Source organism: Gallaecimonas mangrovi (genome assembly GCF_003367375.1).
Taxonomy (GTDB): domain Bacteria; phylum Pseudomonadota; class Gammaproteobacteria; order Enterobacterales; family Gallaecimonadaceae; genus Gallaecimonas; species Gallaecimonas mangrovi.
On record NZ_CP031416.1, the window covers coordinates 3,964,644 to 3,989,074 of the forward strand.

The window sequence follows — 24,431 nt, forward strand, 5'->3', positions numbered from 1 at the left end:
TTTTAGGAAGTGGGCCAATGGAAGTCTCGATAGTGATACCGGCCAAAAATGAAGCAGAGAACCTGCCAGGACTCCTGCAAGAAATTGATACCGCCATGGACAAGGATTCGTTTGATGTATGGGTTATTGATGACGGCTCAACCGATAACAGTTGGCCGTTACTCACCGCACTTAAAACCCGTTACCCCTGGCTACATGCCCTGCGTTTAAAACAATCATGCGGGCAGAGTACGGCAGTTTGGCTTGGCGCCCGTAAAGCCCAAGGCCGCTTTATTGCCACCATCGACGGCGACGGCCAAAACGACCCGGCCGACATACCGCTGCTGTTGAAAAGCGCCCTTGAACAACGCGGGCCTGTTTGCATCTGTGGCATTCGTACCCGCCGTAACGATACTTGGCTAAAACGCGTTTCATCCAAGGTCGCCAATGGTGTTAGACGCCGCATTCTCGCTGACGGCGTGGTCGATACTGGTTGCGGCCTTAAGCTCATCAGCCGCGATTTATTTCTCACACTCCCCTACTTTGACCACATGCACCGTTTTTTACCGGCACTTTGCGTGCGTACCGGCGCTGCCATTAAAAGCCTGCCGGTCAATCACCGAGCCCGGCAAGCAGGGGTATCCAAATACGGCTTACATAATCGGCTTTGGGTAGGACTGGTGGACATGGTTGGCGTACGCTGGCTACAAAGAAGAGCCAAGCAGCCGCTATTAAGTGAGGAACTTGAATGACCATAAATTATTGGCTGGTGTTGGGTTTTGTTGGCCAACTGATGTTCTCTGCCCGCTTTATTATTCAATGGCTCGTCAGTGAAAAGGCCCGCCAAAGCATCGTTCCTAAGGCCTTTTGGTATTTCTCACTCGCCGGTTCTAGCCTATTGCTGATTTACGCCATTTACCGCCGTGACCCAGTGTTCATTCTTGGCCAGAGCGCTGGCTTCATCATTTACCTTCGCAACCTGCAATTGATTAAAAATCATGACGCCAAAAACTGAGTATCGGTTAGGGTGGCTGCTGCTGATCCTGGTGGTGTTTGCCGGTATCGGTTTACGCTGGCCCTGGCCGGCAGATGAACCCCGGTTTGCGCTTATCGCCCAAGAAATGGTGAACACCGGCAACTGGCTGATTCCCCATCGGGTCGGTGAACTCTACCCCGACAAGCCACCCATTTTCATGTGGGCCATCGCCATTTTGCTGTGGCTAAAAGTGCCGCTGAAGGTCGCCTTTTTGTTGCCATCTGCGCTGGCGGGCTTGGGTACCGCCTGGCTAACCGTTGATTTAGCGAAACGCCTACACGGTGAAAAAGTGGCCACGTGGACACTGTGGTTACTCGCCTTTAGCGTGCAATTCGCACTACAGGCCAGAACCGCGCAAATCGACATGCTGTTGGTATTCTGGGTCACCCTTGGCGGTTATGGTTTAGTTCGCCACCTGCTGTTGGGGCCTGCCTGGGGCTGGTACTTCCTAGGTTTTGCAGCGGCCGGCTTTGGTGTCATCACCAAAGGCGTTGGGGTAATAGCCCTCTTTATGCTTTTGCCGCTTATCTGGCGGCCAGACCTTAGAGCACATATGCGTAAAAGGGCCTGGCTGGGCCCCTTAGCCTTTATCGCCGCTATTGCCACCTGGGGCCTGCCGATGCTGCTTTTTGCCGCTCACAGCCATAACTCAGAAGCGATAGCCTACCGCGACAACATACTCTTTAACCAAACCGCTAATCGCTACGTGCACTCATTGGGGCACCGTCAGCCTTTTTGGTTTTATGTGCTGGAAGTCGCGCCGCTGTTCTGGCTGCCGATGTCGGTCATCGCCCCCTTCCTGGTAAAACGCTGGTGGCAAGACAAGGCCAAGCCTGAAATTTTACTGCCAGTCGTGATGGTACTGGCCATCATACTGTTCTTCTCGATTAGCCCGGGCAAACGCGGGGTTTACATTACGCCGGCGCTGCCTTGGCTGGCCTTGGCCATCGCCCCGTACTTACCCAGCCTTGCAGACAAAAAGTGGCTCAATAGCATTTGGTTAGGTGTTGCAGTGCTGCTTGCCGCCGTTATTACCATTGCCGCCGGCATTCCCAAAATTCACCAGGAACTGGGCAGTGGTGGTGTTTGGTTCTTAGCTATCACCGGCATTGCCATGCTATTGGCGCTGCTACTTGCCCGCCACCAGCCCATGTGGCAACGCTGGGCCTTTATGATGGTGTGTTTTTGGGCAGGTTACGGCTTTATTGGCGGCCCGGCCCTAAACCCGGTACGCACGCCCATCGACATTATGGCGAAGGTGGCCAAGCGTATCGGCCCAGATGGCCAATTGGCACTGCTTGACTACAAAGAGCAGTTTGCCCTCTTTGCCGACCGTCCGGTCACTCAATTTGGCTTTCATACGGCGATGGATGAACAGCGTGCTGCCGCCCGCGATTGGGTAGCGCAAGGCCGCCAATACTACGTACTGGGCCCGAAAGAGAACATGCACCAGTGTTTTGACCTGAAGGCCGAAGGCTATATGGGTTTGCGCCACGGTGGCCGCTGGTATCTGGTTAACAGCCAAGACCTAAAACCAAATTGCGAACCCGGGGTAACCCCAGCGCCGCGCTACCAAGGGCCTAATTACGGCGTTGTGCCTTCGCCAAACCAGTAACCGCTGGCCAATAAAAAAGCCCCTTGCGGGGCTTTTTTATATCGGCACCATGAACTCAGTTATCGTCTGATTTGCCTTGTAAAGCAGCAGCCAATTGGCTGGCCAGCCGTTCACGTTCCAACAGATAGTAATAACCGGTTTCGTCACAGCGGCCGATAAATTCAACGCCAAGGACGTTACACAATGCATCGGCATCACCGCGATAGCCGCGCCAAATCACACCGTGAATGTGGCTGCTACGGGTAATACGGTTCATCAGCTTGCGCAAGCACCGTTCCAGCTGGCTATCACACAAGCCGCCGGCGTGGGTTACTAACAGATAGCAGGGCGCATCAGCCTCGGGCTGTTGAGACGCCGTCAGACTGCGAAAATACGCCGCCGCATCGGTAGCAATGGCATCACGCGCCGACTTTTTAATGGGCACCATCACCATGTGCGCCAGCAGCAAATCGTGATGACGGATCAGCTGGTGAGAGATTTGCCCCTCGCGATTTAAACGCAGGCACGACTCAATCAAGGTGTCGCCCTGATCACAAGCCGCTACCCAGCTATGAAAGCGTTCAAATTCCTCAGGGTCATCTTCGCTCATATCTACGCCGACCTTAAGGTGGTCAGCCACACGATAGCGATAGAAGAAGGCGCGTAATCTTGTCCACGGTTCACGCAGCAAAAAGGCGTCGGCCAACTCTTTGGCTTCTTCGTCTTCACTGTCGCAAAGTGTTTTCAGCGGGTCGTCGCCAACAGCCGCAATAATTTGCGCCTGTCGGTACAAAGAAGGCGTAGTGACACCGCGTTCCCATCGGCTGATGGTCACGGCATCGAGCCTAGCAAAGGCTTCCCGTCGACAGGATAAATGGTGGGCAAATTCTTCCTGCGACAGACCCAAGGTTCGCCGCTTCGCTTTTACAAAAGCGGAAAATTCAAAGTTCATCAACCACCTATTGTGCTTGAAGTTGTCTGGCAGTGGTCGCGGCGCAAGTGTCCCCCCTGGAACCAGTTCCGGTAAATAGCATTATAGTGAACCCCGTTCATCCCATTGCCTATTACATCGTCTCTTGATATTAAGGAACGAATAATATTGCTTCGGGGCATCGCTACAACTTTTGTTGAACCAGCATGCCCCGAGTTGGCCATTTTGTCACCCTGTGTTTTTGCACTAGCTTAGGCTAAGCCCTTGCTATCAGGAAGAAAACCCTGGGTGCGTAAACAACAGTTTTACCTTTTAGGTCGCCCAAAAACGCCTGGTAATCTCCACGTCGAGCGGTAATTCATACCAGGCGACCGTGGTGGCGATAACAGTAAACGGCGACCCGCTGATGGCCTTTTGGCATGCCATGCCACATTTGGCCATTTATGGTGTTGCTTGAAAACAAAACCAGAAATGACTAACTCATCAGAAAATACTGTTTCATTCGCAATAATTGAAATTAGCAGCGCTAACGCACTGTCTTTACTTGCCTACGCTGACGGCTTGGCGCAAGGTGTAGCACCTTAAGAAGCCGAAAAATCGCCACAAGGTTGTAAAAAAGGGATCTCTTCTAACCGTTTTGGCATTGCATTATCAAAGTGACAACAGGGTAAAGAAGTCGATGTTGACCACAGCACCAAAAACCACAATTTCAATGGCCACTATTTTAAAACCAATGCGGTTAGGTTTGACAACCTTGTTGCTGTCTATCACCACCGCGCAAGCGGCGAATTTTGACCAAGGTGAAGCTGTCCCGTCAGCTCCCGTTGTCAGCCATCACAGCCTTCGCACCCATCAGGGCACCTTAAACTACAGCGCTGAAGTGGGCCGCATCGCCATACGTGATGTAGCAACAGGCCAGGCCCATGGCTACATGGGCTATTTTGCGTATCGGGTGCCAAGTAAAACGCCAAGACCGGTGCTCTTTGTTTGGAACGGCGGCCCAGGTGCAAACTCCACCACCTTACAATTTGAAGCGGCAGGCCCGAAAATTCAGCACGGCCAAGGCCTTGCCGATAACCCTGAAACCTGGCTGCAATACGCTGATTTAGTGTTTGTTGACCCAATAGGCACTGGCTTTAGCCGTCCCACCGAACGCCGCTATGCCAGCGAATTTTATGGCACCGTTGGTGACGTAGCCTCGGTTACCGAATTTGTGCGTAGCTGGCGCTTGTTACATGGCGCCGAGCAATCACCTATTTATCTTGCCGGTGAAAGCTGGGGCGCTGGCCGGGCCGGAAGCGTAGGCTATGCGTTGCTAAAACAGGGCATTCCGGTAGCAGGGCTGATGCTGCTTTCCGGTGGCGCCGGTTTGCACACCGAAAAAGTGCCGGCAGCAGAAGCCGCCGCCCTTAAAGTGGTCGACTTAGCACACAGCGCCTTTTATCACGGCAGACTCGCCAAATCGGTGGGTAGCAGTATCGAAGCGGTGGAAAAAGCCGCCAAAAATTGGGCCCTTAGCCACTACGCACCGGCGTTGGCAAATATCGCAAGTTTAAGTGGCAATGATAAAGCCGACATCATCAGCGGCTTAAGCCGCTTTACCGGTTTGCCAAAATCGGCCATTGATAAAGAGACCTTGCGCATTTCACCCAGAAGTTACCGCAGCCACTTATTACCCGGCAAAACCCTTAATACCTTTGATATGCGCAGAACCACAGCCCTGCCGGAATTGCCCAATCAGGCCATCGACCGCTACATTCGCCACGACTTAGCGTATGTCACCAGCCTGCCTTATTGGGGCCTGGACGGCGCTAAAGCCGGCTATGCTCCCAACGCAAACTACCCACAAACACCCGGCCAAAGCTGGAATTACGCAACGGCAAAACTGTCAGCTACTGAGGTAAAAGCAGCCATCGCAAAAGCCATCAAAGATGGCGGCGGCCCACCGAAATTAGGGCCGCCACTGCCTTCTGTCGAAGAAGCCAAACAGCTTGCTCCCGGCCTTAAAGTGCTGGTAGCAGCGGGCAGTTACGACTCGCTCAATAGCTGTACGGTAAACCAGGCACTTGCGAAAAAGTGGCCGGGTATCGCCTTCCGCTGCTACACCGGCGGCCATATGTTCTATCTCGATAAAGCGTCACGTTTGGCCTTTAACAAAGACCTCGCCAAGCTGATTAAAGACTGAGCTTAGGCCCTGCCGACAAGCCCCAGCCGTGCTACCTTTTTGCAAAGAAGGTGATGTTCGGCGGGGCTTTTTTTATTGCTAAAGCTTCACCAAGGTCGCTATTCAATCAACCTAAATAAAGTAAAAACAATATGATAGATATCGATCAGTTCCTTACCCTGCTTGCAAAGAACGACGGCTCTGACCTTTACCTGTCAACAGGTGCCCCCCCTTGCGCTAAATTTCACGGCCAGCTCAAGATGCTCACCAAAGAGCCACTGGCGCCAGGTGAAATTGAAGAGGTTGCCAAGGCGGTGATGGACGAAGAGCAGCAGGAAAAATTTCGCAAAGAGTTAGAGATGAACCTGGCGCGCTCCATTGCCGGGGTGGGCCGTTTTCGGGTCAATATCTTCAAGCAACGTAATGAAGTCAGCATTGTCGCCCGCTATATCCGTAACGATATTCCTCGCCTTGAAGACTTAGGCATGCCAGAGGTGCTTAAAGAAGTGATCATGGCCAAGCGCGGCCTGGTGCTTTTTGTCGGTGCTACCGGTTCTGGCAAATCCACCTCATTGGCGGCGCTTATTGATTATCGCAACACCAATGCAAGTGGCCATATTATTACCATTGAAGATCCGGTGGAGTTTGTACACAAACACAAGAAAAGCATCATTAATCAGCGCGAAGTGGGTACCGACACCCGCAGCTTTCACAGCGCCTTGATTAACACCTTGCGCCAGGCCCCAGACGTTATTTTGATAGGCGAGATCCGTGACCGCGAAACCATGGAGCATGCCATTGCGTTTGCCGAAACCGGCCACCTTTGTATTTCTACCCTGCATGCTAATAACGCCAACCAAGCCTTGGATAGAATAATTAACTTCTTCCCGGAAGAGCGGCGGCCACAATTGCTGCTGGACTTGTCACTCAACCTGCGCGCCTTTGTCTCACAACGACTGGTGCCGACGGTAGACGGCAAACGCTGCGCGGCGGTAGAGATTTTGCTGGGCACCTCGACGGTGCAAGACATGATTAAACGCGGCGACGTGCATGCCATTAAAGAAATCATGCAAAAGTCGCAAAATCTCGGTATGCAAACCTTTGATAAAGCGCTATTTGATTTGCACATGGCCGGGAAGATTGACCTTGACCAAGCCCTTAGAAATGCCGACTCGGTCAACGATCTGCGCCTTAAAATCAAGCTGGCTAAAAACGAGGTGGCAGGCCAAGGAGGTGGCGGCATGGAGCTGCGCTTGGAAGGCGACGAGGCAGACAAGTTAGACGACTAGACGCTGACAGCTACAGCCAAAGGCGGCTTACAAAAACTGTAAATCCCAACCAATGGTTTGGTAGTTGCTTGCTTCTTCTTCAAGCTGGGTCGCCAGCAGCTTCTTGGCTGCAAGCCATTGGCTCGGCAGTTCAAGGCTGAACTTATGGCCGTTAACACCAAGCGAAATACCGTCGGGCAGGGCCCCGCGGTGGCCACAAAGCAAAATGGCTAACCGCAATATCATTAGCGCGGGTAAATTCGGCTGGGTTGCCGTTAATGCCCCTTGTTGGTGATTAACCAAGTCGGCAATAACAGCCTTATCGCTGTCACAAAAACCGGGTAAATCTAAATGGCGAATAAGGTAGTCACCATGGCCGCACGCCTGCTTAAAACCGATAGCAAGGCCAAGTTCATGCAACCGGGCAGCGGCCATGGTCAGCGAAAGCGTTTTGTCATTGAGCTGTGCCTGCCCCAGTAGCCCTACCAACTGCGCCACCCTTTGCCCTTGCTCATCATCAACAGAGAAACGCGAGACAATGGCCGCTAAGGTGCGGCTGCGCACATCTTTTTCGGCTTGCGGTAACAAGCCATACAGCACCCCTTCACGCAAGGCGCCACCGGAGGCCTGCATGTCTTTAACGTCCAGGCTTTCAAAAATGGCAATAAGAATGGCAAGACCAGCAGCAAACACTGGCTTACGCTCTTCGCCTAAGCCCGGCATGACCAGCTTATCAAGGCTGCCACAGGCAATGGTGGCGTTAAGGGTTTGCCGCAATCGCGCCAGGGTCACCGACTCATCTTCACCGCGTGCTAGTTGCACCTCTTGCACGGCCTGCACCGAACCAGAAGCACCAACACAATGGCTCCAGCCGCGTTTGAGGTAGTCATCTTTAAGCGGCGCCAGCCTCGCTTTGGCAGCATCAATAGCCTGGTCAAATTGTGCCTGGCCCAAGTTGCCGCCTTTAAAATAGCGCTGCTGAAAAGTCACGCAGCCCATTTCCAGGCTTTTGAGCTGCTCGGGAGTAAAGTCGGTACCGATTATAAGCTCGGTCGAAGCGCCACCAATATCCACCACCAAGCGACGGCCACTTTGGCCAGCGGTATGGGCCACCCCTTGGTAAATCAGCGCCGCTTCTTCTTCGCCGCTAATCACCTCAATGGGCCGGCCTAAGATCTGCTGGCCTTTTTCTAAAAACTGCTCGGCATTTTTTGCAAATCGCAGCGTGGCCGTGGCCACCACGCGCACTTGCTCGGTAGGAATACCTTCTAAACGCTCAGCAAAAAGCGACAGGCATTCCCAGCCTCTTTCCATGGCGTCAGTTGAAAGCTGATAGTCATCATCAAGGCCAGCGGCCAAACGCACCTTGCGTTTAACCTTGGCCAGGATTTGCACCTGGCCATAAAGGGCGCGCACCACCAACATGTGGAAGCTGTTTGAACCGAGATCGATGGCCGCAAACAGCGGGCTGGTTTTACGCACCTTGGCCTCAGTTAGACGAGCTGCGGCGTTGGGGGCTGCGACTGCGACCACGGCCTCTGCCATTACCACCGCTACTGCGGTTGCCAGGGCGGTCACGGCTGGCGCGCTGCATGCGCAGCGGCGGCTTAAGGTCGGTCAAGAGCGCATCAGAGCGATACTGGCTCACCGGGATCTCATGGCCAATGTATTCTTCGATAGCCGGCAGGTTGAAGACGTACTCTTCACAGGCCAGGCTCACCGCATGGCCAGAGGCACCAGCGCGGCCGGTACGGCCAATACGGTGCACATAGTCTTCGCAGTCGTCAGGCAAGTCGAAGTTGTAAACGTGGGTAACCGCAGGAATATGCAGGCCACGGGCAGCAACGTCGGTGGCAACCAAAAAGTCCAACTTACCGGCGGTAAAGTCTTCCAGGATGGTCAGACGTTTTTTCTGCGGTACGTCGCCCGTTAACAGGCCAACGCGGTGGCCATCGGCAGCGAGGTAACCCCAGACCCGTTCACACACTACCTTGGTATTAGCAAATACAATCGCCCGTTCCGGCCAGTCTTCTTCTATTAAGGTCAGCAGCAGCTTGTACTTATCTTCCTTGGAAGGATAAAAAAGCTCTTCGGTGATACGGGCGCCGGTTTTTTGCGTCGGTTCCACTTCTACGTGCTCAGGGTTATCCATGTGCTCGTAGGCCAGCTCCTGTACTTTAAAAGACAGGGTGGCAGAAAACAGCAGGTTCAGCCGCTGGTTGGGCTCGGGCATCCGCCTAAACAGGTAACGGATGTCTTTAATAAAGCCCAAGTCAAACATACGGTCGGCTTCGTCCAGCACCACCACTTGAATGGCTTTCAGGTCGAACACGCCCTGTTTGAAATAATCGATAATGCGGCCGGTGGTACCAATCAAAATATCGATACCGTCTTCCAACTGCTTGCGTTGGCTTTCATAACCCTCGCCACCATAGATTAGCCCCATCGTTAATTTCGATTCACGGGCCATTTCGATGGCATCTTTATGGATTTGAACAGCCAATTCCCGCGTCGGCGCCATGATAATGGCACGGGGTTGTTGCGGTTTTCGATCAGATGCAGCGGGATTATTTAACAAGTGATGAAAGGTTGCAGCCAGGAAGGCAACGGTCTTGCCGGTACCTGTTTGTGCTTGACCTGCAACGTCTTTTCCCTTGAGCGCTATCGGTAACGACAGCGCTTGAATGGGCGTACAATTGTTAAAACCCTTTTCTGAAAGGGCTTTTATTACCGGTTCTGCAAGACCAAGTTCGCTGAACTTGGTTTCAGTTAAATGCGTCTTTGTCATAGGGGTCCAAGCATATCAGCTTCAGCTTGCAATGAGGAACAGATTCCTTTGAAATAGGTCCGTCCAGCGCCGAGGCGGCTGACAGCCCCGGAACGCTAATTTTATTGGAGAAAGCCATGAGCGACAAAATTGTTCACGTGAGTGACGAAAGCTTTGAAGACAACGTGCTCAAAGCCCAAGGCCCTGTGCTGGTAGATTTCTGGGCCGAATGGTGCGGTCCCTGTAAAATGATCGCTCCTGTTCTGGACGATGTAGCTGAAGAATACGAAGGCAAATTGACCATCGCTAAGCTCAACATCGACTCCTCCCCCGCTACTGCTCCGCAGTACGGCGTGCGCGGCATCCCAACACTGATCCTGTTTAAAAACGGTAACGTGGCTGCAACTAAGGTCGGTGCGCTGTCCAAAACTCAATTAAAAGAGTTCCTGGACGCCAACATCTGATCCCGTAAACAAGGCGCTGTGAGCGCCTTGTTTATAATGTCGCCTTTTATTCCTAGACTTAGCGCAATTTCGCTGCTAATTTAGTCCCGTATTGCTTCCCTTCATGCCCTTCCTGTGTTCACGCCGGGGCGTGGATTTTCCCGTTGATACTAAAAAAACGTTTTAGACAACCCACCACTATGAATCTTACCGAGTTAAAGAATACGCCAGTTCCTGAACTGGTAGCCCTGGCCGACACGATGGGCCTGGAAAACATGGCACGGGCTCGCAAACAAGACATTATTTTTGCGATCCTTAAAGCCCACGCAAAATCAGGCGAAGATATTTTCGGCGACGGTGTACTTGAGATCCTGCAGGACGGCTTTGGCTTCCTTCGCAGCGCCGACTCCTCTTATCTGGCCGGTCCCGATGACATTTATGTCTCGCCCAGTCAAATTCGCCGTTTCAACCTGCGCACGGGTGACACCATCGCCGGTAAAATTCGGCCACCGAAGGAAGGGGAACGCTATTTCGCCCTCCTGAAAGTCAACGAAGTTAACTTCGACCGCCCTGAAAACTCCCGCAGTAAAATCCTTTTCGAAAACCTCACGCCGCTTCATGCCAACAGCCGTATGCGCATGGAACGGGGTAATGGGTCTACCGAAGACATTACTGCCCGGGTTTTGGATTTGGCATCGCCAATCGGTAAAGGCCAGCGCGGCCTTATCGTGGCGCCGCCCAAGGCCGGTAAAACCATACTGCTGCAAAACATTGCCCAGAGCATTACCTACAACCATCCGGAAACCACCCTCATTGTGCTGCTGATTGACGAGCGCCCAGAGGAAGTGACCGAGATGCAGCGCCTGGTAAAAGGCGAAGTGGTTGCCTCTACCTTTGATGAACCAGCCAGCCGCCACGTACAGGTTGCGGAAATGGTCATTGAAAAGGCCAAGCGCCTGGTTGAGCACAAAAAAGACGTGGTTATTTTGCTCGACTCTATTACCCGTCTGGCCCGCGCCTACAACACCGTGGTACCGAGCTCCGGTAAAGTACTGACCGGTGGTGTTGACGCCAACGCTCTGCACAAACCGAAGCGCTTTTTCGGTGCAGCACGTAACGTTGAAGAAGGCGGCAGCCTAACCATCATCGCTACCGCTCTGATTGATACCGGTTCCAAAATGGACGAGGTTATCTACGAAGAGTTTAAAGGTACCGGTAACATGGAACTGCACCTATCGCGGAAAATCGCTGAAAAGCGGGTGTTCCCGGCTATCGACTTCAACCGCTCCGGTACTCGCCGCGAAGAGTTGCTGTGCCGTGAAGACGAGCTGCAGAAGATGTGGATCTTGCGCAAAATTCTGCATCCCATGGACGAAATGGCGGCGATGGAATTCCTCATCGACAAACTGTCGATGACCAAAACCAACGACGAGTTCTTCGAAGCGATGAAACGCACCAAGAGCTAAGTCTTAAAACCCCCGCCCGTTGGCGGGGGTTTTGTTTTAAGGCCCTAGGCGCGGCATAATGACGCCACTTCAACCAGCCCAGTAGTGCCAATGAAATACCGGGATCTTCGCGACTTTATCGACCAGCTCGAACAAATGGGCGAGCTTAAGCGCATCAAACACCCTATCAGCCCCGAACTGGAAATGACCGAGGTAGCAGACCGCACCCTACGCGCAGAAGGGCCAGCACTGCTTTTTGAAAACCCAACCGGCTACGACATGCCGGTACTGGTAAACCTCTTTGGCACGGCGCGCCGCGTTGCACTGGGCATGGGCCAAGAAGACGTTACCGCCCTTAGGGAAGTGGGTAAGTTGTTGGCTTACCTCAAAGAACCTGAGCCACCGAAAGGTTTTAAAGAGCTGTGGGACAAATTGCCGGTCTTTAAGCAAGTGCTAAACATGCCGGTTAAAAAGCTTAAAACAGCGCCTTGCCAAGAAGTGATACTGGAAGGCGATGCGGTCGACTTGGACACAGTACCGATTCAAAAGTGCTGGCCAGAAGATGCGGCACCACTGATGACCTGGGGCCTGACCGTTACCCGCGGTCCCTACAAAAAGCGCCAGAATTTAGGGATTTATCGCCAGCAGAAACTCGGCAAAAACAAAATCATCATGCGCTGGCTGTCACACCGCGGCGGCGCCTTGGATTTTGCGGAATTCAAAGAAGCCCACCCAGGTGAAAAATTCCCGGTGGTGGTCGCTTTTGGCGCCGACCCGGCCACCATTATTGGTGCCGTAACGCCGGTGCCTGACAGCCTTTCTGAATATGCGTTTGCTGGGCTGCTGCGCGGCACTAAAACCGAAGTGGTACAAGCCGTTAGCTGCGATTTGGAAATCCCCGCTGGCGCCGAGCTGGTGCTGGAAGGCTACATCGACCCTGATGAAACCCATATGGAAGGCCCTTTTGGCGACCATACCGGTTATTACAACGAGCAAGAACGCCACGCGGTTTTTACCATTACCCATATTACCAAGCGCAAAGACGCGATTTACCACAGCACTTACACCGGTCGGCCGCCGGATGAACCGGCCGTGCTGGGCCTGGCTCTCAATGAAGTGTTTGTGCCGATACTGCAAAAGCAGTTTCCGGAAATTGTCGATTTCTACCTGCCGCCGGAAGGCTGTAGCTACCGCATGGCAGTGGTCACCATGAAAAAGCGTTATCCCGGCCATGCCAAACGGGTGATGATGGGGGTTTGGTCTTTCCTGCGGCAGTTTATGTACACCAAATTTGTTATCGTTTGTGACGATGATATTAATGCCCGCGACTGGAAAGATGTGATCTGGGCCATTACCACCCGGATGGACCCGAAGCGGGACACCGTGTTTATTGAAAACACCCCCATCGACTTCCTCGACTTTGCCTCACCGGAGGCAGGAATTGGGTCGAAAATGGGTTTGGATGCCACCAATAAGTGGCCGGGCGAAGTGCACCGCGACTGGGGCCACCCTATCGTTAAAGATCCAGACGTCGTGGCACGTATCGATGCTATCTGGGACGAGCTAGGCATCCTCGACAACCAATAAAGAGTCATTATGCAGAGAATTAAATGTCGGGTGCTGGATGTGCGCCCCTTTAGCGACACCGTTTACCATATCCGCTTAGCAGCGCCTAAAGGCCTGCATTTTAATGCTGGGCAATACCTGAAAGTGGTGATGAGCGAAGAAGACAAACGCCCCTTTTCTATCGCCTCGGTAGCCGGTGAAGAGGTGCTGGAGCTGCACCTTGGCGCCTTCAGCCCAGACTCTTGGGCCATGCAAGTGGTTGAGCATTTTCAAAGCCAGCCAGAGGTTGAGCTGGAAATGGCTGACGGCAATGCCCATCTGCGGGAAGATTCAAAAAGGCCGCTGATTTTAATCGCAGGTGGCACGGGCTTTTCCTATGTGCGGGCGATTTTGCGCCGCGCCTTAACCTTGAACCCGGACCGCCACATTCAGGTCTTCTGGGGCGGTAAAACACCAGAGGCACTTTACCTGCATAACGAAATGAAGGCGCTAGATGCCACCCATGCCAACCTTAAATATATTCCGGTAGTCGAAGAGCTACCCGCCGACTTTGACGGTCAGCAAGGGCTGGTGCTAGATGTGGTAAAGGCGATGAATCCAGACTTGTCCGGCTTTGATATCTACATCGCTGGCCGCTTTGAAATGGCGGCTGTGGCCCGCGATTTATTCCTGGCCCACGGTGCCAGCAGCGATAATTTGTTTGGTGACGCTTTCGCGTTTATCTAAAAAATCTCTCAATAAAAAAGGCCGCGAAAGCGGCCTTTTTTATATCAAACCGGTCAAACGCATCACAAAAATACCGGTCGACAGGCTGATGACCGAGCCTAAGGTCGAAACCAAAATAATGTTGGCGGTCAGCTGGTCGTTAGAGCCCATGGCTCTTGCCATCACAAAGGCGGCCGCAGCGGTGGGTGACCCCAGCATGACAAATAACAGCGCCACATCTTTACCATCAAAGCCCAGCAACCAACCGATAAAACTAAACAGCCCCGGCATCCACACCAGCTTGACCAAACTCGCTTCAATGGCCAGTTTCGAGTCTGACTTCATGTCGCGAAGATTGAGGGTTGCACCAATGGTCAAAAGCGCCAGCGGCAGCGTCATCCGCCCCAGCGACTTACCCGCATCAACAGCGATAGAGGGCAGTGGCCATTCCATAATCGAAAACGGTAGTGCCAGCACCACGGCAATGATCAACGGGTTCTTGCAGACGTTCTTAAAGGTTTGAGCCCAGTTGGGTTCCTGCCCCTTAGACAGCGCCAAAATCGACAACACATTGAACATTGGAATGCCCAGCGCCAACAATACCGAGGCGCGAGCAAGGCCAGAATCACTAAAAAGGCTGACCGCCATCGCTAAACCAATAATGCCGAAATTGGACCGAAAGGCACCTTGTACAAAGGCGCCCTGATCGCGCCCCGGCAAGCCTTTAAGCTTGGCCCAAACACCGCAACCAAGGTAAGTCAACAATACCGCTGCCGCCGTGAGCCCCATTAATTTAGGCTCTAACACTTCACGAATGTGGGTTTGGCTGATAGACAAAAACACCAGCACCGGCAGACACACCAAAAAAACTAATCGGGAGCCGGTTTGTACAAAGGCTTCGTTAAGTAATTTGCCGCGTTTTAGCAAGGCGCCCAGCAGCACCAACAAAAAGATGGGGGCCACCATATTGGCGGTAAATAGCAGGGTGTCCCAGTACAGGGCAAAACCATGGAGGTGGCTGGCTTTCATAGACGGCACTACAACAAGAAACGGGGCCACTATCAAAACCGCTTTAAGCCCGAAGCTCAAGCTTTAAACGCTGTCTGGTTGTTACAACTATATCAACAGCTATTGATTAGCCCTTTCCGCCGGGGTTACCGGCACCATCATCACATCTAAAGGTTGGTCCAAACGGCCAAGGTCAACCCCGGTCAACGCCTGGTTTACAAACAGCAGCAGTCCTTTTTTGCTGGTGATTTGCGCCACCACGATGTATTGCCGATGGCCCTGGCCAAGGTGTTTTGGCAAGGCAATCCGAAAATGGTGGGGCCAAGTGCTGGCATCGGAAGTGGTGCTAGCCACCACATGGATAGGGGAGTCTGGGCCGTCGAAGGTTTCTAAGTTAACGGTGACCCGCGCATCAGCCGGTACCTGGGCGTCCATGGGCACATGCAGTTGGCCAGACAACCAACGGTTATTCCACTGACATGCCGCCAGCAACATCAGTGACAGTGCCACAACCCATTTTCTCATCGCGCAAAGAACCGTATTAGTTAAAAAAGGCGTTAAAGAGCCTACCCAGAGGAAGGCAACAGTAGCTGAATCAGCGGCGCTGCTGCTGACGCTTACAAGCATCAATCGCTTGCTGGCGCGCATAATAACCCGCTAGCCGGCATTCGATGCTGTACCGGCGACTACGATACAACGGCCGGCTGTCACTGCCAAAAATAAACACCACAAAATGGTAGGTGCGGCCACTGAGGCGCGCTTGCTGGGTTAACACCACCGCGTCTCGGTGTTGCCATTCCAACGCTGATACTACCGGGTCTTGAAAGGTTTCACTGGGCGTATTCAGCTCCGAGGGGCGGCGCTGGCGCAGCAGATCTTTGATAAAGGCTTGGCGGTTAGGGTAGGCGATGTCCATAAAGCGGGAAGATAATAACGGATCAGAACTGGCGGCCTGTGCCGCCGCACTGGCCACCAGCAATAATACCGTCAAGGAGCTGGCTTTAAGCCAATCGGCGATACTGCTCCACAGCACCCTGATAATCCCCCTGCTTGGCGAGCACCTCGGCCAAACGCTTGCGCCAGGTAGGCTCTTCTTTGAGTTGTAAGGCCGCTTCCAGATAACGCTTAGCCTCGCGTAAGTCACCTTGCGCTTGGCTTAATGCGCCGAGCGCCGCCAGCAAGGCTGGGTCGTGGTCACGGCCATGATGCCATTTCAGTACTTGACGCTGAGTATGGGCTGCCGATTCGTGATCCACCAGTTGCGCCATGGCAGCAAGGGCCGCGGCTTGGGGATCTTTCTTGATGATCGGCATCAATAAATCCAAACCTTTGGCCTTGTCGCCTAAGCGGCCATAGGCCAAGGCCAGCGCCGCCACCACCTCGGTTTTTTGGCGACTGCGTTTATTTAAGGACTGCTCCAAACGCGACAAGCTGGCTTGGCCTTCTGCCACCGCTTGCGCCAAACGCGCGTTAAAGGCGGGTTGAAACAATTGGTCTTGCTCGGTTTCACTAAGGCTATCAAGGTGGCGCCAAAGCGTTGCCATGTCGCCTTCGGCCTTGGCCAGACGCGCCGCCAGGCTAATGCCACTTTTGCTGTTTTTAATATTGTCATTCAGGGCAGAAAAGGCACGGTGCGCCGCCTCAGTATCCCCAAGGTGCAGTAGCATTGCCGGGCCAGCCAAGGGCTGGTCTAGCTCTGTTAGCAAGCGATCGCGCTCGGCAATATCACCTGCCCGATGCTCAGCATAAGCCGCTGCCAGACGGGGAAAGTCAGGCAAAGGGGCATGGGGCACGGCGGCCGACAAGGCAGCACCGGCTTGCCCATACTGACCTTGCCACAGTTGCTCCCAGGCTTTGGAGGCCTTTTTCTGAGCCCGGCGGCCGCTACGGTCACTAAACCAGCTGCGAGAAGAGCCAAAAGAACGGGCAATGCGGCGCACCAGCCAATCAAGGCACCAAATCACCCCCATTAGCACCACAATGGCTATCGCCAGCACCACACCGGAAGTTTCAATGGTGTAATGGCCAAGGGCAATGAGCACGTAGCCGGTTTTGTTCATCAGCATCGGCCCGGCGATAAGGCCGACAATCAGGATGGCGATAAAAATCAAAAGCCGGATCATTGAGCGGCCTCCGCCATACGCAAAGAATCCAGTTTATTGGGCAGGCTTAAACTCACCGGGCTGTCGAGCAGCGCGTTAAGGGCCTTTACAAAGGCCTTAACCGCGTCGTTGTTGGCATCGCCGTAGCTGTCTACCCAGTCACGCACCTGGCGCAAGCTGGCTTGGTAGCGGCCTTTGTCACCGGCAAACATTGCCAATTTTGCTTCGCTAAGGGCCAGCCGTAAGTCTTCCCGCAAATAGGCTTCGTGGCTGGGCCCAAGTAAGGGTTTGACCCCGTCTTGGCGCTTGCGAATTTTGATAAATTTGTCGGCGAAGCTTTCCAGGGATTTTTCCAGGTTATTGCGCCAGTCGCCTTCGTCCTGAGTGGGGCTTAAGTCTTGTTCTTGGTCAGCCAGCTTCGGCAGTTTCACCGTATTAAGGGCAAGCTCGGGCACTTGTTTACTGAGCGCTTCAAGGCGCATTGCCAGTTCTGTGCGGTCAATTTTAGGTTGTGCCGCTAAGGTGGCGAGGTCGGCGGCTATGGCTTGGCGCCACGCCAGTACATCGGTACTTTCCGGCAGTTTTTTAAGGCTGGCATCAGCATCTTTTAATAACGCCTGGGCCACATTCAGCTCTTGTGCCAAATAAAGCCTGCGGTTAGCCATACGCACCAACATTGCCGCCTCTTCACGGGGCCAAGAAATGGTTTTTTGCTGGCTTTTCCAGAGTTTGTCGATTTGCCCCTGAATATCGGCCAGGCGGTTTTGCTGCTGGCCAAGGGCTTGTTGCTGCCCCGACGACAAGGCGCTGAGCTTGGCATTCAGGTCACTCACCGCATCGTTCAGCTGTGACGGGCTAACGGTAGGAGCCTTATGGGCAAGCGCCAACTGCTGCTGATAATACTGCCAGCCCGATAATCCCAAGGCGCCGGCACCAAGCAATAACGCCAGCACTGCCACCGCCATCGGCAACTTGGCTGAATTTGCTTTCACCGCCCGTGGTGGCGGGGTGACCTTGGCAACTTTGGGTTGTTCAGAGGGGGCTGCGGCCTCTTTGGGCGACTTGGGCATCTTCTGAGTATCGGTCATAGGCTGGGCACTTTCCTTGAGATAGTGGACAACCGCTTCGTCTGAAGCGTCTTTTAACAGCACGAGTTTGGAGAAACCTTTTTGCTCGGCATACTGGCGCACCCGCGCCGAGGGCAGCAACAGTGTCAGGCCCTGCAGCCACGGCAGCAAATGCGCGGGCGTGGTAGCGATAAGGGCATCAAGCAAGCTACAAGACGTGACCTGGATACAGTCCACACCTTTATCCTGCCAGGTCAATACCGTTTCAGGCAGCAATAACACCGGCTCGCGCCGATACAGGGTAACCTCTTCAACATTAGCGCCCCGTTCGCGAAGGGTGTCGGCGAGCAGTTCCCGGCCACCATTGCCTTTGGCAATGATGATGTTTTCATCTTGCACCTTGGCCAGCGCCGGTTGCGCCAGCAGACCTTCTGAATCAGGTGGGTCGGCGACCAGCACGGCCTTGGCACCGGCGTCTTTAAGGGCATCTCCGGTGGCTTGGCCAACGGCGGCAAAGCGGGGGCCAGAGGGTAGTGGTTTGGCAAGCCCAGCAACGGCATGGGCCGAGACAGCAATCACCCACTGCGCTTTGGCCAGCTTATCGGTTAAGTCTGCGGGTACAGGTTCAGGGGTGATGGTCAGCAGTGGGCTCACCAGATACGGCACCTTGTGATAATCCAGCGTCGCCGCCAGACGGCTGGCTTGTGGGTCCGGTCTGATGATAAGCACTGTCATAGGGATCGTCCGTACACCGCTTCAAGAATGGCTTTAGCGCCGTTATCCAGCAATTGCTGACCCAGTGTTTTACCAAGCTGTTCGGCCTGGGCGATGCTGCCACGTATCTCGCCTTCAACCATAGCACTGCCGTCGGGCTGACCGACCAAGCCACGCAGCCAAAGCTGGTCGCCTTCGAGGATCGCAAAACTGCCGATAGGCACCTGGCAGCCACCTTCAAGCTGGGTGTTCATGGCCCGCTCGGCGGCAACCCGTACTCGTGTTGCTTCATGGCCAAGGGGTTTGAGTAAATCAATAATGCGCTGGTCATCCAGACGCGCCTCGATACCCACAGCGCCCTGACCAACAGCGGGCAAGCTTTGCTCGGCACTGAGGGCGCTTTTGATCCGCGCACTCATCCCCAAGCGTTTAAGGCCTGCGCAGGCCAGAATAATGGCGTCGTATTGGCCATCATCCAGCTTGGCTAAACGGGTATTAACGTTGCCCCGTAGGTCTTTAATCACCAAGTCGGGCCGCCGGGAGCGCAACTGACACTGGCGACGCAGGCTAGAGGTGCCAACAACAGCGCCAGCAGGCAGCTCATCTAAATGGTTATAGGTATTAGAAACAAAGGCGTCGAAGGGATCTTCACGTTCGCAAATGGTCACCAGCCCTAGGCCGTCAGGAAACTCCACCGGCACATCTTTCATCGAATGCACGGCGATATCGGCGCGGCCTTCCAGCATCGCCACTTCTAATTCCTTCACAAAGAGGCCCTTGCCACCCACTTTGGCCAAGGGTGTATCCAAGATCTTATCGCCCTTGGTCACCATAGGTACCAGCTCTACCACCAGGCCTTGGTGGGCCTGTTCAAGAGCGGCTTTCACATATTCGGCCTGCCAAAGGGCCAATGGACTTTGCCGGGTGGCAATACGAACAACGTTGGACATCTTACTAACCTTGGATTGAACTGGACTCATCCTACCACCAGGCCATGGCTACAAACTAGGAAGAAGGCGACTGCACCTTGCCCAAGGTCAAGGTGCGCTCAAAAAGCACCAGGCCGGCGTCGGTGACCACTTCCACTTTCCAGAGGCCTGGCTTGAGGTGTTTTTGCGACCAAGTGCGCCAATGGTTGGCGCCTACTGGCAGTGCTACATCTGACTGCAGTTGGCCATTAAAGTACCAGCGGTGATGAATTTTTTGGCCGACAGCGCCGCTGACTTCGGTAAAAAGTGCAAGCTGATCAATGCCATCGGGAAGCTGTTGTTCCTTAACAATGCCCACGGGTTCACGCTGTACCACATCCCGGCAAATCATTGCCCGGTCCAGGTTCACCTGGGCGAGAACTGCCGGGCTAATTAACCCAAGCAGCCAAAAAAATGCCCATTTGCGCATTCTTATTGTTCCTTTTTTCTAATAATGTCAGCAGTATACCCATACCCATACAGTTGTTCCGGAAATTGGCCGTTGGCGAAAGCATCGCCAGGGTTTAAAATGTGACCTGATTAACACTTTATACGGTTCATGCCCCATCTAAGTCTCGACCAACTCACGCTGAACATCGCCGCGCTCCATAAAGAGCGCCGACGCCTGGCAAGGCAAGCTATGACGCCCCAGGCGGCAGCGGTGTTTGATCTGGTTCCAGCGCTGCTGCACTGCCAGAGCCCACGGCTACCTGCAGGAGACTTAGCTGCCCCCCATGGCATCCGGGGCGTTGATGATAGCGCTTTACGCCATCGTTTAGATAAACGATTAGGCATTAGCGCCGACTCCCCCGACCAGCAGGACATCCTGGCGGTTTATTCCATGGGTTCAACCGGTACCCTTGGCCAAACCCGCAGTTCTGATTTAGACATCTGGGTCTGCCACGACCCGGCTCTCGACGCCGAGCAGCGCTTTGCCCTTAAGGCAAAATGCGAACGGCTGACCGACTGGGGTAAAGGCCAGGGCATGGATCTGACCTTTTTCCTGATTGACCCCGACGAGTTCCGCCAGGGCAACAAACAAGGCATGAGCGGCGAATCCTGCGGCAGCTTCCAACACTGGCTGCTACTGGATGAGTTCTACCGCAGCGCCATCTGCCTGGCCGGGCAGCTACCGGTGTGGATGCTGATCTCCCCCGATGACCGCCGCCCCTATTTGCAGGCCAAGGCCCACCTGTTTGCTAACGGCATTGACCCAGAGCATTGGGTCGATTTTGGCGCCCCCGACCCCATTCCGGCCGATGAATTTCTCGGCTCGATGTTGTGGCTGCTGTATAAGGGCATCGAAAACCCCTACAAGGCGCTGTTAAAACTGACCTTAATGTCGGTGTACGCTCGCCAATATCCCAAGGTGCAGCTGCTCAGTAACGAAACCCGCCGGGCGCTGCACCAAGGCGAAACCGACGTGATGGCGCTAGACCCTTACCTGCAATTGGCGCGATATCTGGCCAATCAAGGGTTAGCGCCAGCCGATTTAGACATGGCCCGTAGCTGCCTTTACCTCAAGTGCGGCGCCGATGAACTGTCGGACATGCCCGCCCTACACGCCAAGGTGCTGGGCGAGCTGGCGCAATCTTGGGGCTGGGACGAAGCCAAGCGCCACCAGCTGCAAGGCCATCGTCATTGGCCGCTGGCTGACCTGCAGCAGTGGCACCAAAGGCTGCGTGAACAGATGCTGGCCGGTATTCATGAGGCCCGCGAACTCTTCCGCCGCACCAGCAGCAATTCACGGCTTTGCCCGATTGAATTAACGGTATTAAGCCGCAAGCTCGACGCCACCTTTGCAGAAAAGCCCCACAAACTGCAGCAGCTTTGTCTGCCACCCAGGGTAGAAGTAGGCCAAGCCTCATTGGTGGTTAGAGCCACCGAAGACCAATGGCAGCTGGCCAGCCCTAACGGCGAGCAGGTGTTTTACCAATGGTCCGAACTGCCGGGCCTGCTGGCCTGGTGCCTGTTAAACGGCTTTATTACCACCCGCACCGAACTGATGCTCGAGTGCGACCGGCTGGATCTCGATACCCTAGATAGTCTTTGTGACAGCTTGACCTGGCTAACCCAAAAGCCGGATCCGGCCGACCAAATTCTTGCCCAGCCGGCACAAATCGAACGCGCTCAGGTCATTGTTAACCTGGAAGATGACGCCACCGACGACATTAAACTGCGCCGGCAAAAAGCCAGTAATCCACTGATGTTTGGTAAAGAGCGCCAAGTATTGGTAAGCGAACTGACCTTGGTTATCCGTAATACCTGGGGCGAATGCACGGTGCAAAGTTTCAAAGGCGAGCGCGCCTTGGCCGATTTGCTGCTGGCGCTACTGCCACTGATGCCAAAAGACGCAGTAGCCAAAAAACGCATTCATATTCACTGCTTTGCCAGCCAGCTTGGCGAAAGCATTGCCAATACCGTGCTGGAACTTATCGATACTGCCCAAGAGCGCTTAACCCAGGGCCCTTGGACCTTATCCGTTGGCCACAGCAAGTGGGTATTCTGGCGCCACGCCGGCACCTTACATTGGCAGGAAATGACCGACCCGGTGGCTTTTTACGCGCAGTTATCGGCGGCCAAACTGGCCCAGCAAGGGAAAGCCGATGAAGAAAGGGTGCCAGCGCCGGTTTATGGCCATGCTTTGGCAGGTTTGGTGCAGTTTTTCTTCCTGTCTAAAGACCAGGGCTACAGCCTGTACGTTTCTAACGAGCAGAACCAGGTAAGTTACTACCATTATCCGGCCATGGATAAAGCCAACTTGGTTAACCTTATCAGCCGTTTTTACACCCAAAAAGAAAGCGCCAGTGCCAGCAGCACCTTTAACCTGCCGCAATATTACGAGTTGTTTGAAGACGAGCAGGGCTGGCAGATGCAGCCCCTCACCACCACGACCTTGTCAGAGTCCTAATTTCAGCTCTTGCCCGGCTTGGCGGCTGACCGCTTCATCTAAAAAGGCGCTAAGTTCGGCGCCACTGCGCACATCCAGCCATTGCCCATCCTGATAGCCAAAATGGTGGCCATTAAAGCGGGTTGCTACCCAGACTTGTTGCAGCGGTGGCTGCTTGTTAATGATGATTTTACTGCGGTCGGCAAACAGCAAATCAACCTTGGAACCTACCGATTCCACTTCAATGTCCAGGCCTGCGTCATCGGCAGCGGTTTCCACTGCATCCTCAATGGCCAACAACAGGGCGTCGGTCAGTTCCTCATATTGGCTGTCGTTCATCTGTTACCTTCGGTTTGCAATTGCCATGGGTAGTGCGATTATAGGGCCAGAACCCGATAAATCCGATTGCCTACCCCAATGAAAAAGCGCTTCTTTATACTCGCCGTTCTCGGCCTTGTTCTTGCTGGCTGTGGCCAGAAGGGCCCTCTTTTCAAGCCAGCTCCGGCGCAAAATAACCAGCACAGCGAGCCCAAGTCATGAGCGCCTATTATCAAGATCAAAAACTGATGGTGGAAGGGCTGGCAGTAGACAACATGGCCAAGCAGTACGGCACACCGCTTTATCTGTATTCAAAAGCGGCAATAGAACAGGCTTTTACCGCCTTTTCGGCGCCATTGAAAGACCGTAAGCATCTGATCTGTTTCGCCGTTAAAGCCAACTCAAACCTCGCGGTGCTCAATTTGCTGGCCCGCCTTGGCGCCGGTTTTGACATTGTCTCTGGCGGCGAACTGGCACGGGTTATTGCCGCCGGTGGCGACCCGGCAAAAGTGGTGTTTTCCGGGGTCGGTAAAACCCGCAGCGAAATGGCCGAAGCGTTAAAGGCCGGCATTCATTGTTTTAACGTGGAATCTATCGCCGAGATTGACCGCCTGAATGCCGTGGCCGCCGAGCTGAATATGGTGGCGCCAATCAGTATTCGGGTAAACCCCGATGTGGACGCCAAAACCCACCCTTATATCGCCACCGGCCTTAAGGAAAATAAGTTCGGTATCGACATTCTGATGGCGCCGGACGCCTTTAGAAAAGCCAAGGCGCTACCCAACCTCAAGGTACTGGGGGTTGACTGCCACATTGGTTCCCAGCTCACCCAAACCCAACCCTTTGTTGATGCCATCAAGCGGCTGCTGGAATTAAAAGAAACCCTGTCGCAAGACGGTATTGAACTGGAACACATGGATATTGGCGGCGGCCTGGGCGTAACCTATACCAACGAGCAGCCACCGAAACCGGCTGACTATCTGGCGCACATTCTGCCGCTTATTCCCAGCAACGTTACGCTGGTAATGGAGCCAGGCCGGGCGCTGGTGGCCAACGCCGGGTTATTGGTTACCCGCGTCGAGATGACCAAAGACAACGGTTTTAAGCGCTTTGTGATTGTTGATGCCGCCATGAACGACTTGATGCGACCCACCCTTTACCAGGCGGTTATGCCGGTACTGCCGGTGGTAGAAGCGCAGCAAACAGGTCCTATTTCTGACCTGGTTGGCCCGGTATGCGAAACCGGCGACTGGTTGGCAAAAGATGTGCCGCTATCAAGCGAAGAGGGCGACCTGGTGGCTATTGGCGGAGCCGGTGCCTATGGTTTTGTGATGAGTTCTAACTACAACAGCCGGCCAAGAGCTGCCGAAGTGATGGTTGAAGGCACCCAAGCCCACCTTATTCGCCAGCGGGAAACGGTCGCAGGTTTGTGGGCAGGTGAGCAGGTATTGCCGGAGTAGCGATGT

General features: G+C 54.0%; 23 protein-coding genes. 12 read left to right on the top strand and 11 right to left on the bottom strand.

From position 1 onward, the window contains the following. Nucleotides 1–17: 17 nt before the first annotated feature. Genes DW350_RS18875 through DW350_RS18885 form a run of 3 tightly spaced genes read left to right on the top strand, consistent with a single transcriptional unit; the run spans nucleotide 18 to nucleotide 2,630 of the window. Entirely contained in the window at nucleotides 18–731 is a 714-nt protein-coding gene (locus DW350_RS18875) for a glycosyltransferase family 2 protein (protein ID WP_115720423.1), read from the top strand. Continuing rightward, complete coding sequence (locus DW350_RS18880) at nucleotides 728–994, top strand: lipid-A-disaccharide synthase N-terminal domain-containing protein (RefSeq protein ID WP_115720424.1); 267 nt, start codon at nucleotides 728–730, stop codon at nucleotides 992–994. The genes DW350_RS18875 and DW350_RS18880 overlap by 4 nt, the downstream gene beginning before the upstream one ends. Continuing rightward, the gene (locus DW350_RS18885) at nucleotides 978–2,630 is read left to right on the top strand and encodes an ArnT family glycosyltransferase (RefSeq protein WP_115720425.1); all 1,653 of its coding nucleotides are present in this window, start codon (nucleotides 978–980) and stop codon (nucleotides 2,628–2,630) included. The genes DW350_RS18880 and DW350_RS18885 overlap by 17 nt, the downstream gene beginning before the upstream one ends. Before the next feature lie 55 nt (nucleotides 2,631–2,685). Here the strand turns inward: DW350_RS18885 and DW350_RS18890 are convergent, their stop codons facing one another. Continuing rightward, nucleotides 2,686–3,561, bottom strand: coding sequence for a helix-turn-helix transcriptional regulator (locus DW350_RS18890; RefSeq protein ID WP_115720426.1), 876 nt, complete (start codon nucleotides 3,559–3,561; stop codon nucleotides 2,686–2,688). 724 nt (nucleotides 3,562–4,285) lie between these two features. On the opposite strand from DW350_RS18890, the gene DW350_RS18895 reads away from it, so the two are divergent. Together DW350_RS18895 and DW350_RS18900 are read left to right on the top strand one after the other, a co-directional pair. After that, nucleotides 4,286–5,725 carry a S10 family serine carboxypeptidase-like protein gene (locus tag DW350_RS18895; protein WP_192954750.1) on the top strand — a complete coding sequence of 480 codons (1,440 nt, stop codon included), beginning with the start codon at nucleotides 4,286–4,288 and terminating at the stop codon, nucleotides 5,723–5,725. A 131-nt stretch (nucleotides 5,726–5,856) separates the two neighbouring features. Then, a complete protein-coding gene (locus tag DW350_RS18900; RefSeq protein WP_115720428.1) occupies nucleotides 5,857–6,993 on the top strand; it encodes a PilT/PilU family type 4a pilus ATPase in 1,137 nt (378 codons plus the stop codon). A gap of 27 nt (nucleotides 6,994–7,020) precedes the next feature. Here DW350_RS18900 and DW350_RS18905 read toward each other — a convergent pair whose 3' ends face one another. Both DW350_RS18905 and rhlB read right to left on the bottom strand, forming a co-directional pair. Beyond that, on the bottom strand, nucleotides 7,021–8,454 hold the full coding sequence (locus tag DW350_RS18905; protein ID WP_115720429.1) for a Ppx/GppA phosphatase family protein: 1,434 nt from the start codon (nucleotides 8,452–8,454) through the stop codon (nucleotides 7,021–7,023). 7 nt (nucleotides 8,455–8,461) lie between these two features. Then, the gene (rhlB, locus tag DW350_RS18910; RefSeq protein WP_115720430.1) at nucleotides 8,462–9,760 is read right to left on the bottom strand and encodes an ATP-dependent RNA helicase RhlB; all 1,299 of its coding nucleotides are present in this window, start codon (nucleotides 9,758–9,760) and stop codon (nucleotides 8,462–8,464) included. A 116-nt stretch (nucleotides 9,761–9,876) separates the two neighbouring features. Between rhlB and trxA the strand changes: the two genes are divergently transcribed. The 4 genes from trxA to fre all read left to right on the top strand — a co-directional run bounded on the left by trxA (nucleotide 9,877) and on the right by fre (nucleotide 13,919). Continuing rightward, nucleotides 9,877–10,203 (top strand): thioredoxin TrxA, encoded by a 327-nt coding sequence (gene trxA / locus DW350_RS18915; RefSeq protein ID WP_115720431.1) that lies wholly within the window; start codon nucleotides 9,877–9,879, stop codon nucleotides 10,201–10,203. Between the two features lie 179 nt (nucleotides 10,204–10,382). Continuing rightward, complete coding sequence (gene rho / locus DW350_RS18920) at nucleotides 10,383–11,648, top strand: transcription termination factor Rho (protein ID WP_115720432.1); 1,266 nt, start codon at nucleotides 10,383–10,385, stop codon at nucleotides 11,646–11,648. Nucleotides 11,649–11,738: 90 nt separating this feature from the next. Continuing rightward, nucleotides 11,739–13,214: a 4-hydroxy-3-polyprenylbenzoate decarboxylase gene (ubiD, locus tag DW350_RS18925; RefSeq protein WP_115720433.1), complete on the top strand. Its 1,476-nt coding sequence runs from the start codon at nucleotides 11,739–11,741 to the stop codon at nucleotides 13,212–13,214. A gap of 9 nt (nucleotides 13,215–13,223) precedes the next feature. Then, on the top strand, nucleotides 13,224–13,919 hold the full coding sequence (fre, locus tag DW350_RS18930) for an NAD(P)H-flavin reductase (protein WP_115720434.1): 696 nt from the start codon (nucleotides 13,224–13,226) through the stop codon (nucleotides 13,917–13,919). Nucleotides 13,920–13,958: 39 nt separating this feature from the next. Here the strand turns inward: fre and DW350_RS18935 are convergent, their stop codons facing one another. The 7 genes from DW350_RS18935 to DW350_RS18965 all read right to left on the bottom strand — a co-directional run bounded on the left by DW350_RS18935 (nucleotide 13,959) and on the right by DW350_RS18965 (nucleotide 20,187). Beyond that, nucleotides 13,959–14,927 (bottom strand): AEC family transporter, encoded by a 969-nt coding sequence (locus DW350_RS18935; protein ID WP_115720698.1) that lies wholly within the window; start codon nucleotides 14,925–14,927, stop codon nucleotides 13,959–13,961. A gap of 99 nt (nucleotides 14,928–15,026) precedes the next feature. Next, entirely contained in the window at nucleotides 15,027–15,431 is a 405-nt protein-coding gene (locus DW350_RS18940; protein ID WP_192954751.1) for a YbaY family lipoprotein, read from the bottom strand. 70 nt (nucleotides 15,432–15,501) lie between these two features. Next, nucleotides 15,502–15,939, bottom strand: a complete 438-nt coding sequence (locus DW350_RS18945) for a hypothetical protein (protein ID WP_115720436.1) — start codon at nucleotides 15,937–15,939, stop codon at nucleotides 15,502–15,504. Beyond that, nucleotides 15,908–17,029: a heme biosynthesis HemY N-terminal domain-containing protein gene (locus DW350_RS18950; RefSeq protein WP_115720437.1), complete on the bottom strand. Its 1,122-nt coding sequence runs from the start codon at nucleotides 17,027–17,029 to the stop codon at nucleotides 15,908–15,910. The genes DW350_RS18945 and DW350_RS18950 overlap by 32 nt, the downstream gene beginning before the upstream one ends. After that, nucleotides 17,026–18,810, bottom strand: a complete 1,785-nt coding sequence (locus DW350_RS18955; protein ID WP_115720438.1) for a uroporphyrinogen-III C-methyltransferase — start codon at nucleotides 18,808–18,810, stop codon at nucleotides 17,026–17,028. The genes DW350_RS18950 and DW350_RS18955 overlap by 4 nt, the downstream gene beginning before the upstream one ends. Next, the gene (gene hemC / locus DW350_RS18960; protein WP_115720439.1) at nucleotides 18,807–19,739 is read right to left on the bottom strand and encodes a hydroxymethylbilane synthase; all 933 of its coding nucleotides are present in this window, start codon (nucleotides 19,737–19,739) and stop codon (nucleotides 18,807–18,809) included. Before hemC ends, DW350_RS18955 begins: the two co-directional genes overlap by 4 nt. Nucleotides 19,740–19,794: 55 nt before the next feature. Continuing rightward, a complete protein-coding gene (locus DW350_RS18965) occupies nucleotides 19,795–20,187 on the bottom strand; it encodes a DUF2914 domain-containing protein (protein ID WP_115720440.1) in 393 nt (130 codons plus the stop codon). A gap of 129 nt (nucleotides 20,188–20,316) precedes the next feature. Here DW350_RS18965 and DW350_RS18970 point away from each other — a divergent pair, with 129 nt between their 5' ends. After that, nucleotides 20,317–22,668, top strand: a complete 2,352-nt coding sequence (locus DW350_RS18970; RefSeq protein ID WP_115720441.1) for a class I adenylate cyclase — start codon at nucleotides 20,317–20,319, stop codon at nucleotides 22,666–22,668. On the opposite strand, the gene cyaY is transcribed toward DW350_RS18970, so the two are convergent. After that, nucleotides 22,657–22,986 (bottom strand): iron donor protein CyaY, encoded by a 330-nt coding sequence (cyaY, locus tag DW350_RS18975; protein WP_115720442.1) that lies wholly within the window; start codon nucleotides 22,984–22,986, stop codon nucleotides 22,657–22,659. The genes DW350_RS18970 and cyaY overlap by 12 nt on opposite strands. A 78-nt stretch (nucleotides 22,987–23,064) precedes the next feature. On the opposite strand from cyaY, the gene lptM reads away from it, so the two are divergent. Beyond that, nucleotides 23,065–23,187: an LPS translocon maturation chaperone LptM gene (lptM, locus tag DW350_RS18980; RefSeq protein WP_115720443.1), complete on the top strand. Its 123-nt coding sequence runs from the start codon at nucleotides 23,065–23,067 to the stop codon at nucleotides 23,185–23,187. Beyond that, complete coding sequence (gene lysA / locus DW350_RS18985; RefSeq protein WP_115720444.1) at nucleotides 23,184–24,425, top strand: diaminopimelate decarboxylase; 1,242 nt, start codon at nucleotides 23,184–23,186, stop codon at nucleotides 24,423–24,425. Before lptM ends, lysA begins: the two co-directional genes overlap by 4 nt. Nucleotides 24,426–24,431: the final 6 nt, after the last annotated feature.

Coding starts and splice junctions, on each gene's coding strand:
- DW350_RS18875 (WP_115720423.1), top strand. CDS start 18: ATGGAAGTCTCGATAGTGATACCGGCCAAAAATGAAGCAGAGAACCTG.
- DW350_RS18880 (WP_115720424.1), top strand. CDS start 728: ATGACCATAAATTATTGGCTGGTGTTGGGTTTTGTTGGCCAACTGATG.
- DW350_RS18885 (WP_115720425.1), top strand. CDS start 978: ATGACGCCAAAAACTGAGTATCGGTTAGGGTGGCTGCTGCTGATCCTG.
- DW350_RS18890 (WP_115720426.1), bottom strand. CDS start 3,561: ATGAACTTTGAATTTTCCGCTTTTGTAAAAGCGAAGCGGCGAACCTTG.
- DW350_RS18900 (WP_115720428.1), top strand. CDS start 5,857: ATGATAGATATCGATCAGTTCCTTACCCTGCTTGCAAAGAACGACGGC.
- rhlB (WP_115720430.1), bottom strand. CDS start 9,760: ATGACAAAGACGCATTTAACTGAAACCAAGTTCAGCGAACTTGGTCTT.
- trxA (WP_115720431.1), top strand. CDS start 9,877: ATGAGCGACAAAATTGTTCACGTGAGTGACGAAAGCTTTGAAGACAAC.
- rho (WP_115720432.1), top strand. CDS start 10,383: ATGAATCTTACCGAGTTAAAGAATACGCCAGTTCCTGAACTGGTAGCC.
- ubiD (WP_115720433.1), top strand. CDS start 11,739: ATGAAATACCGGGATCTTCGCGACTTTATCGACCAGCTCGAACAAATG.
- fre (WP_115720434.1), top strand. CDS start 13,224: ATGCAGAGAATTAAATGTCGGGTGCTGGATGTGCGCCCCTTTAGCGAC.
- DW350_RS18935 (WP_115720698.1), bottom strand. CDS start 14,927: ATGAAAGCCAGCCACCTCCATGGTTTTGCCCTGTACTGGGACACCCTG.
- DW350_RS18940 (WP_192954751.1), bottom strand. CDS start 15,431: ATGAGAAAATGGGTTGTGGCACTGTCACTGATGTTGCTGGCGGCATGT.
- DW350_RS18950 (WP_115720437.1), bottom strand. CDS start 17,029: ATGATCCGGCTTTTGATTTTTATCGCCATCCTGATTGTCGGCCTTATC.
- DW350_RS18955 (WP_115720438.1), bottom strand. CDS start 18,810: ATGACAGTGCTTATCATCAGACCGGACCCACAAGCCAGCCGTCTGGCG.
- hemC (WP_115720439.1), bottom strand. CDS start 19,739: ATGTCCAACGTTGTTCGTATTGCCACCCGGCAAAGTCCATTGGCCCTT.
- DW350_RS18965 (WP_115720440.1), bottom strand. CDS start 20,187: ATGCGCAAATGGGCATTTTTTTGGCTGCTTGGGTTAATTAGCCCGGCA.
- DW350_RS18970 (WP_115720441.1), top strand. CDS start 20,317: ATGCCCCATCTAAGTCTCGACCAACTCACGCTGAACATCGCCGCGCTC.
- cyaY (WP_115720442.1), bottom strand. CDS start 22,986: ATGAACGACAGCCAATATGAGGAACTGACCGACGCCCTGTTGTTGGCC.
- lptM (WP_115720443.1), top strand. CDS start 23,065: ATGAAAAAGCGCTTCTTTATACTCGCCGTTCTCGGCCTTGTTCTTGCT.
- lysA (WP_115720444.1), top strand. CDS start 23,184: ATGAGCGCCTATTATCAAGATCAAAAACTGATGGTGGAAGGGCTGGCA.